This is a genomic window from Marmoricola endophyticus, from assembly GCF_014644415.1.
GTDB classification, from domain to species: Bacteria; Actinomycetota; Actinomycetes; order Propionibacteriales; family Nocardioidaceae; genus Marmoricola; species Marmoricola endophyticus.
This window is the reverse complement of the sequence record NZ_BMKQ01000001.1, coordinates 2,435,984-2,449,214: the sequence shown is the minus strand read 5'-3', so window position 1 is coordinate 2,449,214 and position 13,231 is coordinate 2,435,984. Positions and strand designations below refer to the sequence as shown.

General features: G+C 72.2%; 14 protein-coding genes, 1 tRNA gene and 1 pseudogene. 7 read left to right on the top strand and 9 right to left on the bottom strand.

Annotation, left to right across the window (positions count from 1 at the left end):
* The first annotated feature begins 21 nt into the window (after nucleotides 1-21).
* Both bagA and bagB read left to right on the top strand, forming a co-directional pair.
* Nucleotides 22-1,020 (top strand): ATPase BagA, encoded by a 999-nt coding sequence (gene bagA / locus IEX42_RS12005; RefSeq protein ID WP_188779974.1) that lies wholly within the window; start codon nucleotides 22-24, stop codon nucleotides 1,018-1,020.
* Complete coding sequence (gene bagB / locus IEX42_RS12000) at nucleotides 1,020-2,213, top strand: ArsA family ATPase (RefSeq protein ID WP_188779973.1); 1,194 nt, start codon at nucleotides 1,020-1,022, stop codon at nucleotides 2,211-2,213. The genes bagA and bagB overlap by 1 nt, the downstream gene beginning before the upstream one ends.
* Nucleotides 2,214-2,429: 216 nt before the next feature.
* On the opposite strand, the gene IEX42_RS11995 is transcribed toward bagB, so the two are convergent.
* Nucleotides 2,430-2,723, bottom strand: a complete 294-nt coding sequence (locus IEX42_RS11995) for a WhiB family transcriptional regulator (RefSeq protein WP_188779972.1) — start codon at nucleotides 2,721-2,723, stop codon at nucleotides 2,430-2,432.
* A gap of 201 nt (nucleotides 2,724-2,924) precedes the next feature.
* Between IEX42_RS11995 and IEX42_RS11990 the strand changes: the two genes are divergently transcribed.
* Nucleotides 2,925-5,072, top strand: coding sequence for a transglycosylase domain-containing protein (locus IEX42_RS11990; protein WP_188779971.1), 2,148 nt, complete (start codon nucleotides 2,925-2,927; stop codon nucleotides 5,070-5,072).
* Between the two features lie 204 nt (nucleotides 5,073-5,276).
* Here the strand turns inward: IEX42_RS11990 and IEX42_RS11985 are convergent, their stop codons facing one another.
* Nucleotides 5,277-5,738 carry a GatB/YqeY domain-containing protein gene (locus IEX42_RS11985; RefSeq protein WP_188779970.1) on the bottom strand — a complete coding sequence of 154 codons (462 nt, stop codon included), beginning with the start codon at nucleotides 5,736-5,738 and terminating at the stop codon, nucleotides 5,277-5,279.
* A 38-nt stretch (nucleotides 5,739-5,776) separates the two neighbouring features.
* On the opposite strand from IEX42_RS11985, the gene IEX42_RS11980 reads away from it, so the two are divergent.
* Together IEX42_RS11980 and IEX42_RS11975 are read left to right on the top strand one after the other, a co-directional pair.
* The gene (locus tag IEX42_RS11980) at nucleotides 5,777-6,694 is read left to right on the top strand and encodes a metallophosphoesterase (RefSeq protein WP_188779969.1); all 918 of its coding nucleotides are present in this window, start codon (nucleotides 5,777-5,779) and stop codon (nucleotides 6,692-6,694) included.
* A 44-nt stretch (nucleotides 6,695-6,738) separates the two neighbouring features.
* Nucleotides 6,739-6,812 (top strand) — tRNA-Pro (locus tag IEX42_RS11975).
* A gap of 129 nt (nucleotides 6,813-6,941) precedes the next feature.
* On the opposite strand, the gene IEX42_RS11970 is transcribed toward IEX42_RS11975, so the two are convergent.
* Entirely contained in the window at nucleotides 6,942-7,682 is a 741-nt protein-coding gene (locus tag IEX42_RS11970) for an enoyl-CoA hydratase (RefSeq protein WP_229660817.1), read from the bottom strand.
* Nucleotides 7,683-7,774: 92 nt separating this feature from the next.
* Here IEX42_RS11970 and IEX42_RS11965 point away from each other — a divergent pair, with 92 nt between their 5' ends.
* Nucleotides 7,775-8,374, top strand: coding sequence for a TetR/AcrR family transcriptional regulator (locus tag IEX42_RS11965; protein WP_188779968.1), 600 nt, complete (start codon nucleotides 7,775-7,777; stop codon nucleotides 8,372-8,374).
* A 101-nt stretch (nucleotides 8,375-8,475) separates the two neighbouring features.
* On the opposite strand, the gene paaI is transcribed toward IEX42_RS11965, so the two are convergent.
* The 6 genes from paaI to paaA are packed head-to-tail and all read right to left on the bottom strand — an operon-like array spanning nucleotide 8,476 to nucleotide 12,714.
* A complete protein-coding gene (gene paaI / locus IEX42_RS11960) occupies nucleotides 8,476-8,913 on the bottom strand; it encodes a hydroxyphenylacetyl-CoA thioesterase PaaI (RefSeq protein ID WP_188779967.1) in 438 nt (145 codons plus the stop codon).
* Entirely contained in the window at nucleotides 8,906-9,961 is a 1,056-nt protein-coding gene (gene paaE, locus IEX42_RS11955) for a 1,2-phenylacetyl-CoA epoxidase subunit PaaE (RefSeq protein WP_188779966.1), read from the bottom strand. The genes paaI and paaE overlap by 8 nt, the downstream gene beginning before the upstream one ends.
* A 3-nt stretch (nucleotides 9,962-9,964) precedes the next feature.
* A complete protein-coding gene (gene paaD / locus IEX42_RS11950; RefSeq protein WP_229660816.1) occupies nucleotides 9,965-10,459 on the bottom strand; it encodes a 1,2-phenylacetyl-CoA epoxidase subunit PaaD in 495 nt (164 codons plus the stop codon).
* Nucleotides 10,456-11,400: a 1,2-phenylacetyl-CoA epoxidase subunit PaaC gene (gene paaC, locus IEX42_RS11945; protein WP_188779965.1), complete on the bottom strand. Its 945-nt coding sequence runs from the start codon at nucleotides 11,398-11,400 to the stop codon at nucleotides 10,456-10,458. Before paaC ends, paaD begins: the two co-directional genes overlap by 4 nt.
* A 10-nt stretch (nucleotides 11,401-11,410) precedes the next feature.
* On the bottom strand, nucleotides 11,411-11,776 hold the full coding sequence (gene paaB / locus IEX42_RS11940) for a 1,2-phenylacetyl-CoA epoxidase subunit PaaB (RefSeq protein WP_444543239.1): 366 nt from the start codon (nucleotides 11,774-11,776) through the stop codon (nucleotides 11,411-11,413).
* Nucleotides 11,773-12,714 carry a 1,2-phenylacetyl-CoA epoxidase subunit PaaA gene (gene paaA, locus IEX42_RS11935; protein ID WP_188779964.1) on the bottom strand — a complete coding sequence of 314 codons (942 nt, stop codon included), beginning with the start codon at nucleotides 12,712-12,714 and terminating at the stop codon, nucleotides 11,773-11,775. Before paaA ends, paaB begins: the two co-directional genes overlap by 4 nt.
* 108 nt (nucleotides 12,715-12,822) lie before the next feature.
* Between paaA and IEX42_RS11930 the strand changes: the two are divergent.
* A pseudogene (locus IEX42_RS11930) lies at nucleotides 12,823-13,231 on the top strand (hypothetical protein); the annotation flags it as partial.

Below are 13,231 nucleotides of genomic sequence, written 5' to 3'. Positions count from 1 at the left end.
CCGCACCCCTAGGCTCTCGCCATGCCCGACACCGACTGGCCGGACGTCCAGGTGCACGTCGTGTCCGGCAAGGGCGGCACCGGCAAGAGCACGGTCGCGGCATCGCTCGCGCTCGCCCTCGCCTCACGGGGGAAGACCGTGCTGCTCTGCGAGGTCGAGGGGCGTCAGGGGATCGCCCAGCTCTTCGACGTCGCGCCGCTGCCGTACGAGGAGCGCCGCATCGCACGGGGCCCCGACGGCGAGGGCGAGGTCTACGCGCTGGCCATCGACCCGGAGGCGGCCCTGCTGGAGTACCTCGCGATGTACTACCGCCTGGGCCGCGCCGGGAAGCTGCTCGACCGGTTCGGCGTCGTCGAGTTCGCCACCACGATCGCGCCGGGCGTGCGCGACGTGCTCCTGACCGGCAAGGTCTACGAGGCGGCCAACCGCAACTCGCGCAACAAGGGCGCCCGGGAGTACGACGCCATCGTCCTCGACGCGCCGCCGACCGGGCGGATCACGCAGTTCCTCAACGTCAACGACGAGCTGGCCGGGTTGGCGAAGGTCGGCCCGATCCGCTCCCAGGCCGACGCGATCACCCGCCTGCTGCGCTCGAGGCGGACCGCGGTGCACCTGGTCACCGTGCTGGAGGAGATGCCGGTCCAGGAGACCGCCGACGCCGTGAAGGAGCTGCGTGCGGCGAAGCTCCCGGTCGGCGGCGTCGTGGTGAACCTGCGCCGCCCCCAGGACCTCGACCCGACCGATCGCGAGCGGCTGGAGGCGGGCCTGGGTGCGGGTGAGCGCACCCGCCTCAGCACGGCGCTGGAGCGGGCCGGCGTACGACACTCCCCCACGCTGGTGGAGACGCTGGTCGACGAGGGCCGCGACCACGCGGAGCGGCGAGACCTCGAGGACGCCCAGGACTCGCTGGTCGCCGGGATCGGGGTGCCGACGTACTCCCTGCCGAGCCTGCCGGGCGGCACCGACCTGACCGGGCTGTACGAGCTGGCGGGCGTCCTGCGCGACCAGGGGATGTGCTGATGGCCGCGCAGGACCGGGGCCACGCCCGTGTCGGGCCGCTCGCCGCGCGCTCCCGGACCGCACCGGCGCTCGACGTCGACGCACTGCTCGACGACCCCGACCGCAGGATCATCGTGTGCTGCGGTGCCGGTGGCGTCGGCAAGACAACGACCTCGGCGGCGATCGCGCTGCGGGCCGCCGAGCGCGGACGGAAGGTCGTCGTCCTCACCATCGACCCCGCCCGGCGTCTCGCGCAGTCGATGGGGATCGCGAAGCTGGACAACACCCCGCGCCCGGTGCCCGGTGTCGCCCCGGGAGCGGGCGGCTCGCTCGACGCGATGATGCTGGACATGAAGCGCACCTTCGACGAGGTGGTCGAGAGCCAGGCCAGCCCGGAGAAGGCGGCACAGATCCTGGCCAACCCGTTCTACATCGCCGTGTCGAGCTCGTTCGCGGGCACGCAGGAGTACATGGCCATGGAGAAGCTCGGCCAGCTCGACCGCCAGGCCCGCGAGTCCGGGCAGTACGACCTGATCGTCGTCGACACCCCACCCTCGCGCTCCGCACTGGACTTCCTGGACGCCCCGGAGCGACTCTCGTCCTTCCTCGACGGGAAGTTCATGCGGCTGCTCCTCGCACCGGCCCGCGGGCCGGCGAAGCTGATGACCACCGGCTTCGGCCTGGTCACCGGCACGATGGCCAAGATCATCGGCGCCCAGGTGCTGACCGACATGAAGACCTTCGTCACCGCCTTCGACACGCTCTTCGGCGGCTTCCGTGCGCGGGCGCAGCGCACGTTCGAGCTGCTCCAGGCGAGGGGGACGGCGTTCCTCGTCGTCGCCGCGCCGGAGCCGGACGCGATGCGCGAGGCGGCGTACTTCGTCGAGCGGCTCTCGGGGGAGTCGATGCCGCTGGCCGGGCTCGTGGTCAACCGCGCGAGCACGACGCCGGCCGGCGACCTGTCCGCCGAGGCCGCTCTGGCCGGGGTCGAGCGGCTCGCCGCGAGCGACGACGCCGACGACCGGCTCGCCGCGGGCCTGCTGCGCCTGCACGCCGACCGGGTACGCGTCGTCGAGCGCCAGACGCGTCTGCGCGGCCGGTTCGCGACCGCTCACCCCGACGTCGCGACCGCGGTCCTGCCGGCGCTGGCCGGCGACGTCCACGACCTCGACGGCCTGCGCCGGATCGGCGAGCTCCTCGCCGACCAGGACTGAGGCCGCAGGTCCGTCACCGGGTCTCGACGTCCTCCCTCGCTGGCGCTCGGTCAGGCTCGACCACCTGTCGCACGGGTGGTCGAGCCCGATGCGAGCGCAGCGCGCCGTCCTGAGCCTGTTGAAGGGAGCGAGGACGACGAGACCACCAGCACCCACCCGGACGCGACGAGGCCCCCGTACCGAGTCGGTACGGGGGCCTCGAGGACCGTGGAGGGGTCAGCCGTTGACGGCGTACCGCTGCTCGTGCTCGCCCTTGGCGGTCTCGAGGAGCTGGCGCCAGGAGGTGACGTTCGGACGGCGCTTGAGGAGCGCGCGGCGCTCCCGCTCGGTCATGCCGCCCCACACGCCCCACTCGATCTCGTTGTCGAGGGCCTCGGCGAGGCACTCGGTACGGACGGGGCAGCCGGCGCAGACCGTCTTGGCCTTGTGCTGCTCCGCCCCCCGGACGAAGAGCTGGTCGGGCTGGGACTGCTGGCAAGCGGCGGCGGCGGCCCAGTCGTCGATCCACATGTCGTTCGTTCTCCTCCGAGTGCTGCGCCACGGTCGGCGCGGTCAGTGGTCTCCCCGCTGAGAATCTTCGAAGAAGGGACGCGTTCGCACCACGGCCACGGAGGATGGTTCTCGTCTAGTCCTTTCGGACTACCCGGGTTCGCCGTTCGCCGAACCCAACGATTCGCGAGTGGTTTCCTGTACTCCCGTACCCTGAGCGCCATGCCTCCCGAGACCGTCGACGACCCCGACCTGACGAACAAGGGCGTCCTCGCGCACCTCGGGACGATGGGGATCGTCGCGGTGATCACCGGCCTCCTGGTGGGCGGTCTGGCGATCGTCCCGGCGGTCGGCACCCGGCTCGCGGCGGACCAGGTCAGCAAGACGGTCAAGGAGATGCCCTCCGACCTCTCCGCGGGCCCGCTGCCGCAGCGCTCGGTGATGCTGGCGGCCAACGGCTCCGTGCTGGCGACCTTCTACGACTCGCAGCAGAACCGCACCAACGTCGAGCTCGACCAGATCGCGCCGATCATGCAGACGGCGATCATCTCCATCGAGGACGACCGGTTCTACTCCCACGGCGCCCTGGACATCCGGGGCACCCTGCGCGCCTTCGTCACGAACCAGACCTCCGGCAACGTCCAGGGCGGCTCGTCGATCACCCAGCAGCTGGCCAAGCAGACCCTGGTCTCCCAGGCGCAGACCGCCGAGGAGCGACGGGCGGCGACGGCCGAGACGTACGCCCGCAAGATCGCCGAGCTGCGGCACGCGGTCGCGCTGGAGGAGAACCACTCGAAGAAGTGGATCCTCAACCGCTACCTCAACATCGCCTACTTCGGCGACGGGGCGTACGGCATCCAGTCCGCCGCGCAGCACTACTTCAGCGTCGACGCCAAGGACCTCACGCTGCAGCAGTCGGCGATGCTGGCCGGGCTGGTGAAGAACCCGGTCGGCTTCGACCCGACCAACAACCCCGACCAGGCGCTGCAGCGGCGCAACATCGTGCTGACCCGGATGCACGAGCTCGGCAGGATCGACGACGCGCAGCTCGCCGCGGCGACCAAGTCGAAGCTCGGCCTCAAGGTCACCCCGAACCGCAACGGCTGCGTGTCCGCCTCCGCACCGTTCTTCTGCGACTACGCGGTCAACTACCTGCTCGCCGACCCCGCGCTGGGCAAGACCCGCGAGGACCGCCAGCGGCTGCTGCAGACCGGCGGGCTGACCATCAAGACCACGCTGCGGCCCGCCTTCCAGGACCAGACCGACGACGCCGTGCAGGACCACGTCAACCCGACCGACCAGGCGATCGGGGCGATGGCGATGGTCGAGCCCGGGACCGGCGACGTCCGCGCGATCAGCCAGTCCCGCCCGATGGGTCGCGACATGGGCAAGGGCGAGACGTTCCTCAACTACGTCATCCCCTCGAGCCTCGGCGACTCCGCCGGCTTCCAGGCCGGGTCGACGTTCAAGGTGTTCGTGCTCGCCGCGGCGCTCGAGCAGGGGATCTCGCCGTACACCGCGATCCGCTCGCCCAGCCCGATCACGCTGCGGCAGAACGACTACCGGACCTGCGACGGGCCGTACACCTCCTCGGACACCTACACGGTCAGCAACTCGACGAAGTCGCCGCCCGCGCCGAACCTCTACTCCGGCACGCAGGACTCGGTGAACACCTTCTACGTCCAGCTCGAGCAGCGCACCGGCATCTGCGACCCGTACAAGCTGGCCAGAAAGATGGGCGTCCAGCTCACCGACCCCGACCGCGAGCAGGTGCCCTCCTTCACCCTCGGCGTGCCGTCGGTGAGCCCGCTGGAGATGGCGGGTGCGTACGCCACCTTCGCCGCGCGCGGCATGCACTGCGACACCAAGCCGGTCACGGAGATCCTCAACGCCGAGGACAAGGTCTTCAAGAAGTACGACGACAAGTGCCAGCGCGTGATGAGCGAGAACACCGCCGACACGGTGAGCGACATCCTGCGCGGAGTGATGGAGGGCGGCTTCGGCTCCGCCCTGCAGAACGGCAAGCCGACAGCCGGCAAGACCGGCACCATCCAGGACAACAAGGCGGTCTGGTTCGACGGCTACAGCTCCGACATCGCGACCGTGGCGATGGTGGCCGGTGCCAACTCCAAGGGAACCCCGATCACGCTGAACTACCAGAACGTCGGCGGCGTGTATGCCGGGCGCGCGTTCGGGTCCACGGTGGCCGGGCCGCTGTGGGGTGACGCGATGAAGGGCATCTCGCAGTACCTCGACGGCAAGGACTTCGTCCGCCCCACCCGCTCGCAGAGCAGCACCACAAGCTCCTCCGACGACAACGCCTCCGCGCAGAGCCAGGACGACGGGGACGACCAGGGCGACGACGGCTGAGCCGACGCCGTTTGTCGAGATTCGCCGCGGTGGCAGGTCTCGACGGGCGTTCGCTCGCTGGCGCTCGCTCTCTGCTCGTCCTCCGGTGGTCATCGCAGCCAGGGCGCACGGGCGGTACCGGCCGTAGTCAGACGTACCGAACCAGTCGGCCCGACCCACGGCGTCGCGCGGAGCCGCCCCCCGGGGCCCGTTGGGTACGTCGGACTACGACCCGAGCTGGCGGCGCACCTCCGCGGCGACGGCCCCACCGTCGGCACGACCCTTGGTCCGCGGGGTGAGGACCCCCATCACCCGGCCCATCGCCCTCATCCCGTCCCCCGCGACGCCGAGGTCGGCGATGGTGGCGGTGACGAGGTCGCGGATCTCGGCCTCGTCCATCTGCGCGGGCAGGTAGCCGGCGATCACCTCGGCCTCGGCGCGCTCCTTCTCGGCGCTCTCGGCCCGGCCGCCCTCGTCGAACGCCTCGGCGGCCTCGCGACGCTTCTTCGCCTCGCTGGTAAGCACGCCCAGGACGTCCTCGTCGCTCAGCTCGCGGGCCTGCTTGCCGGAGACCTCGACGTTGGTGATCGCGGAGAGCACCATCCTCAGCGTGGAGGAGCGCACCTGGTCGCGGCCCTTGATCGCGGCGGTCAGGTCGGTACGCAGACGGTCCTTGAGCTCACTCACGTCGGCCAGTGTGCCTTGAATGTGGCAGCCTTGCGCCGATGTCCACGACCAGGTTCCTCGCCGGTGCCGCCGGCGCTCTCGCGGTAGCGGGCGCGGGCACCGCGGCGTACGGCTACGCAGCGACCAAGGCCTTCGTCGTACGCCGTGCCGACGTGCCGTGCCTGCCTGCGGGCCACGAGCCGCTGCGGCTGCTGCACCTCAGCGACCTGCACGCGACCCCGCGCCAGACGACCAAGCTCGCCTGGCTGCGGAGCCTCGCCGACCTCGAGCCGGACCTGGTGGTCAGCACCGGCGACAACCTCGCCCACCGCGACGTGCTCCCGCCGCTGCTCGACGCGCTGGACCCGCTGCTGGACCGGCCGGGGGCGTTCGTGCTCGGCAGCAACGACTACTACTCACCGGTGCCGAAGAGCCCGCTGCGGTACTTCCGCGACGACGACACGCGGTCCACCCACGTAGCGCCGCTGCCGTGGGAGCACCTGTGCGTCTCCCTCGCGCGGCGCGGGTGGCAGGAGCTGACCAACACCACCGGGACGATCGAGGTCGGTGGCACCACGATCGCGCTGTCCGGCCTCGACGACCCGCACCTGTCCCGTGACGACCTCGGCTCGATCCCCCGCCCAGCTCCCGCCGACGCGGACCTGCGGCTCGGCGTCGCCCACGCGCCGTACCTCCGGGTGCTGGACGCGTACGCCACCTCCGGCTGGGACATGGTGCTCGCCGGCCACACCCACGGCGGCCAGGTCTGCCTGCCCGGTGGGCGGGCGCTGGTGACCAACTGCGACCTCGAGCCGGCGCGCGCCAGCGGCCTGCACCGCCACCCGGCGGCCTCCTCCCCCGGCGACGCCGGGTCGGCGTGGCTGCACGTGTCCGCCGGTGCCGGGACCTCGCCGTACGCGCCGTTCCGGACGTTCTGCCGTCCCGAGGCGACGCTGCTGACGCTCACCCCGGCCTGATTCGTCGCAGCGAGCGGTGTACGGCTAGAGTGGCGCAGGCACTTCGGGCTGTGGCGCAGCTTGGTAGCGCGCCTCGTTCGGGACGAGGAGGCCGCAGGTTCAAATCCTGTCAGCCCGACCGCAGTGACATCGAGGGCCGCGACTCGTGACGAGTCGCGGCCCTTCGTCGTACCGGGACTCCTCACCAGTCGCTCTCGGCACCGTTCGCGGGTGCGAGCGGGAGGTGGTGACCGTTCTCGTAGCAGGCTCAGCGGCCGCGGAAGACCGGCGCGCGCTTCTCGGTGCGCGCGACCCGCGCCTCGGCGACGTCCTCGCTCGCCCAGCAGGCCCGGAACGACCGGTCGATCTCCGCCTGCGCCTCCGGGTCGACGTCCGGCTCCAGCGCGATGTCGAGCACCCGCTTGGAGTACGCCAGGCTCAGCGGCGCCATCGTCGCGATCTCCTGCGCCCACTCGACCGCGTCGCTCAGGTCGCCGCGACGGCCGAGCAGCCCGAGCGTGTGGGCGTGCTCGGCGTCCAGGGTGCCCGCCCCGAGGAGCAGGTTGCGGGCGACGGACCCCGTGGTCAGCAGCGCGAGCCGACGTACGGTCCACAGGTCCACGGCCAGGCCGTTGCGCGCGGTGGGCACGGCGAAGCGTGCCCGCTCGCCGCCGACGCGCAGGTCGCAGGCCATCGCGAGCTGGGCCCCCGCGCCGATCGCCGGGCCGTTGACCGCGGCCACCAGCGGCACCGGGCTCGCACAGAGGTCGCGCAGAGTGCCGTAGAGCATGCCCAGGAAGGTCTCGTCGTACGCCGCGTCCAGGTCCGCGCCGGCGCTGAACACCGACCCGGCGCCGGTGATCACCACGGCCCGTACGCCCTCGGACACCGCGTCGGCGACGTGGCCGCGCAGCTGCTCGAGGTGCCCGGTGTCGAGCGCGTTGCGCCGCTCGTCGCGGTCGATGGTCAGCAGCCGTACCTCGTCGGCGAGGTCCTGTCGGGTGATCACGTGCAGCGCCTCCGGCGTCTCGTCGGTGCGACGATCCTCCCGCGAGTCCCGCGCGGCGCGGTCGTCGGCCCAGGACGTGGAAGGCTGACCCCGTGACCTCGCCCGACGCTCCTCGCCGCGGACGGCCGGGCTACGACCAGGAGACGGTGCTGCGGCGGGCGGTGGAGCTGTTCAACCGGCAGGGGTACGACGGCACGTCGATGTCCGACCTGGCGCGCGAGCTCGGGGTCTCGAAGTCGGCGATCTACCACCACGTCGAGAGCCGCGAGGACCTGCTGCGCGCCGGGCTGGACGAAGGGCTGGACGCGCTGAGCGCGGCGATCGAGTCTGCCGCCGCCGGGCCGGGGAGCGCCGGGGACCGGCTCCGCGCCGCGCTTCGCGAGTCGGTGCTCGTACTGGCCGCCCACCTGCCCGCGGTGACGCTGCTGCTCCGGGTCCGCGGCAACTCCGGGATCGAGCAGCAGGCGCTGCGCCGACGCCGGGAGCTGGACGACCGGCTGGCCGCGCTGGTCTCGGCGGCCGCCGAGGAGGGCGTCGTACGGCGTGACCTGCCGCCGGAGCTGGTCAGCCGGCTGCTGTTCGGGACGGTCAACTCGCTGGTCGAGTGGTACCGCCCCTCGGGCACCACCGACCCCGCATCGCTGGCCGACGCCGTCGCGGCGATCGCGTTCGAGGGCATCACGGCGCACTGACCCGTGCGCCGCCCCGCGAGGCGGCGCGTGTTCGCGACGCCTCACGCACCCTCCCCCCGAGACGGCGCGTGTTCGCGACGCCTCGCGCGCACGCGTGTGGATCAGAGTGCGGGGTTGGGCTCCCCGGTCGCACGGCTGCGGCCACGCATCTCGGCCAGCACCGCACCGTCGGAGGCCCGGGCGACGCTGACGTCGTACAGCCCCGAGCGGCCGCGCAGGGCGCGCTCGCGGGCCGTGGCGACCAGCTCGTCGCCCAGCCGACCCGGCTCGAGGAAGGTGATGTCGAAGCCCGAGGCGACGGTGACCCGGCCCCGGGAGTTGCAGGCGACGGCGAAGGCGGAGTCGGCGAGGGTGGCGATCAGCCCTCCGTGGCAGATCTCCCAGCCGTTGACCATGTCGTCGCGGACGGTCATCGCGAGCACGGCCTCGCCGGGCGCGACCGAGACCAGCCGCATCCCGAGGACACGGCTGGCGGCGTCGCCGCCCCACATCGCGTCGGTGGACCGTCGGGCGACCTCCTGCGCGTCCGGCTCAGGCATCGAAGTCCACCGTGACGGCGTCCCCGACCGGGAAGCTCTGGCAGGTGAGCACGAAGCCGCGCTCGACCTCGTCGTCGTCGAGCGCGTAGTTGCGGCGCATGTCGACCTCCCCGTCGGTGACCTGGGCACGACAGGTGCCGCACACCCCGCCCTTGCAGGCGAAGGGCAGGTCGTTGCGCGTGGCCGCCGCGCCGTCGAGCACGGTCGCGTCCCGCGGCATCGGTGCGGTGGAGGTACGCCCGTCCAGGGCGATCGTCACCTGCGTCGTCGCCCCGTCGACCACGGCGTCGGGGCGGGAGACCTCCGGCGGCGGCTCGTCGACGTAGAACAGCTCGACGTGCACCCGCTCGGACGGCACCCCGACCTCGGCGAGCACCTCGCGCGCGTCGCCGACCATGGCGTACGGCCCGCACAGCCACACGTGGTCGACGCCGTCGACCGGCACCAGCGTGGTCAGCAGCCGCCGCAGCCGGTCGGCGTCCAGCCGTCCGGAGAACAGCTCGACGTCACGCGGCTCGCGGGAGAGGACGTGCACCAGGTCGAGGCGCTGGCGGTACCGGTCCTTGAGGTCGGCGAGCTCCTCGGCGAACATCACCGACCCGCTGGTCCGGTTGCCGTAGAGCAGCGTCACCTGCGCGTCCGGGTGCGCCAGCACGGTCGAGGCGATCGAGAGCATCGGCGTGATGCCCGACCCCGCGGCGATGCACAGGTGCCGCCCGCCCTCGGCCGGGTCCGCCCGGAAGCTGCCGGTCGGTGTCTGCACCTCGACGGTGTCGCCGGGGCGTACGTCGCGCACCAGCCACGAGGAGAACAGCCCCTCGGGGATCTCGCGCACGCCGACGCGCGGGCGGGCGCCGGCGGGCGCGCAGATGGAGTACGACCGGCGGTGCTCCTCGCCGTCGATCCACCGGCGCAGGGTCAGCGACTGACCGGCGCGGAAGTCGTACGCCTCGCGCAGCTCGTCGGGGACCTCGAAGGTGAGTGCCGCGGAGTCGTCGGTGAGCCGGCGCACATCGGCGACGGTCAGCTCGTGGAAGGTGCTCGGCACGGCTCAGTGCTCCTTGACGTGGTCGAACGGCTCGAGGCAGGCGGTGCAGCGGTACTGCGCCTTGCACGCGGTGGAGGCGTACTCCGAGACCAGGGCCGTCTCCCCCGACCCGCACCGGGGGCAGGTGACCTCGCGCCGGGTCGGCAGCAGGCTGAGCGGGACCGGGCCGGTGCGCTCCGGTGCCGGGCCGGGGGCGGAGACGCCGTGCTCGACGAGCGCCCGGCGGCCGCGCTCGGAGATCCAGTCGCTGGACCACGCCGGGCTGAGGCTCACCTCGACGCGGACGTCGGCGTACCCGGCGGACCGCAGCCGGGAGACCAGGTCGTCGCGCATGGTGGCCATCGCGGGGCAGCCGGAGTACGTCGGCGTGATCCGTACGCGGACGCACCGACCCTCCTCCTCGACCTCGCGCAGCACACCGAGGTCGGCCAGCGTGAGCATCGGCATCTCGGGGTCGGTGACCTCCGAGGCGATGGCGAGCGCGGACGGCACGGTCACCACAGCCCCGTCGGGTGGGCGCGGGCGACCACCTGCATCTTCGCCAGCAGCGGTCCCATCGCCTCGGTGTGCCGTCCGTCGCGGCCGGTGCCGCCGGCGACCGGGCCGGCCGCCGCCCGCGTGGGCCGCTCGAGGCCCGCGACGGAGAGGACGTGGTCGATCAGCACGCCGACCTCGTCGGCGACCGAGGCGGGGTCGACGCCGACCTGCTGCTCGGCGACGGTCCGCTCGACGTCGGTGGTGCGGAACAGCTCGTCGTGCAGCGGCCAGACGACGTCCAGCCCGGCGACCAGCCGGGCCCGGGACTCCTCGGTGCCATGCGCGAGCGTGAGGACCCACCGGGCCGCGTAGTCGCGGTGGTAGGTCACCTCCTTCACGCCCTTCTCGGCGATCGCCGCCAGCACGGTGTCCCGGCTGCCGGCCAGTCGCTCCAGCAGGGCCAGGCGCCACACCGACGTCACGAGCAGCCGCGCGACGGTCTCGGCGAAGTCGCCGTTGGGCTGCTCGACGAGTCGTACGTTGCGGAAACCGCCCTCGTCGCGGAAGAACGCGAGCGCGTCCTCCGGTGGCACCGGCGAGCCCTCGGGCAGCTCCGGGACGACGCCCGGATCGGCCGCCGCAGCACGCGCCAGCAGCAGCCGCGCCTGACCGAGCAGGTCCAGCGCGATGTTGGACAGCGCGATGTCGTCCTCGAGGTCGTGCGCGCGGCTGGACCACTGGGAGAGCCGGTGGGAGCCGATGAGGGCGTCGTCGCCGAGCATCAAGCAGTACGCCGCCAGCGCACCCGCGTCCGCGCCGTCCGGGAGAGTCGTGTCGACCCCGGCGAGCGGGTCCTCGAAGTCGGTGCCGAAGGCCCACTGGGAGTCGTCGCCGGCGTGGTCGGCGTCGAGCAGCCCGTCGTACACGCTGTCGTGGTCCTTGTCCAAGTCCTCGGTGCTCATCGTGGCTGCCTCACATGTGGGGGACGTCGTCGCCGATGTCGTAGAACGTCGGGTGCCGGTAGACCTTGTCCCCGGCCGGCGCGAACATCGGGTCCTTCTCGTCCGGGCTGGACGCGACCACCAGGTCGGCGCGCACGACCCAGATGCTGACCCCCTCGTTGCGCCGGGTGTAGACGTCGCGGGCGTTCCGCACCGCCATCTCGTCGTCGGCCGCGTGCAGCGACCCGACGTGGACGTGGTTGAGACCGCGCTTGCCGCGCACGAACACCTCGTAGAGCGGCCACTCGCCGCGGGGTCGCTCGCCCAAGCCGGTCGGCACGTTCTTGAGGGGCACGGCGCCGTGCCCACCGTCGGCGGAGTAGTCGGGGTCGCTCACGGCTGGCGCTCCTTCGCTGCGTAGGCAGAGGCAGCTTCTCTGACCCACGCGCCGTCCTCGTGCGCCTTGCGCCGGTGCGCGATCCGCTGGGCGCTGCACGGGCCGCCGCCCTTGACCACGGCCATGAACTCGTCCCAGTCGGGCTGGCCGAAGTCGTGGTGGCCGCGCTCGGCGTTCCAGCGCAGGTCGGGGTCGGGCAGGGTGACCCCGAGCCGCTCGGCCTGCGGGACGCTCATGTCAACGAACTTCTGGCGCAGCTCGTCGTTGGTGTCGCGCTTGATCCCCCACGCCATCGACTGCTCGGTGTTGGGCGAGTCGGCGTCGGGCGGGCCGAACATCATCAGCGCCGGCCACCAGAACCGGTCGACGGACTCCTGGACCATCTCCTGCTGCGCGGGCGTGCCCCGCATCATCGTGGCGAGCAGCTCGTACCCCTGGCGCTGGTGGAAGGACTCCTCCTTGCAGATCCGGATCATCGAGCGGCCGTACGGGCCGTACGACGTCCGGCACAGCGGTACCTGGTTGCAGATCGCGGCGCCGTCGACGAGCCAGCCGATGGTGCCGACGTCGGCGTACGACAGCGTCGGGTAGTTGAAGATCGAGGAGTACTTCTGCGTGCCGGCGATCAGCTTCTCGGTCAGCTCCTGACGCGAGACCCCGAGCGTCTCGGCCGCGGAGTAGAGGTAGAGCCCGTGCCCGGCCTCGTCCTGCACCTTCGCCAGCAGGATCGCCTTGCGCCGCAGCGACGGCGCGCGGGTCAGCCAGTTGCCCTCCGGCTGCATCCCGATGATCTCCGAGTGCGCGTGCTGCGCGATCTGGCGGACCAGGGTGGCGCGGTACTTCTCCGGCATCGCGTCGCGCGGCTCGATCCGGTCGTGCCGCTCGATGATGCGGTCGAACGCCGCCTGCGTCTCGTCGGGCTCGTACGTCGCCGTCACGCTGCCTCCCGTTGATTACCGACCGATTGGTCAGTAATTAGTCAAGCACGTGCGCCACGTCACGGCAACACCCACCCGCGTCGGGTCGGGTCCGGCATACTTCGCCCCATGCCGGCCGACCCCGAGGAGGACCTCTCCCACCTCGAGCTCCCCTCGCTCTTCCGCCGCAAGAAGAAGGCGAAGAAGGGCGAGCCGGCCGATCCCGCGCCCGAGGCGGTCGCGCCCGTCGAGACCACCCCCGCACCCCCGGAGCCCGAGCACCAACCAGAACCACCGGAGGTCGAGCAGCAACCGACCGCCAGCGAGGGCGCGCCCGTCGAGACCCCCACCACCGCTGCGGTGGTCGAGCCCGAACCGAGCGCAGCGAGGGAGGACGTCGAGACCACCCCCACCGACGCACCGGCAACCACCACGGACCTGGCCGCCCCCTCGACCGCAACACCGGAGGTCGAGCAGCAACCGACCGCCAGCGAGGGCGCGCCCGTCGAGACCCCCACCACCGCTGCGGTGGTCGAGC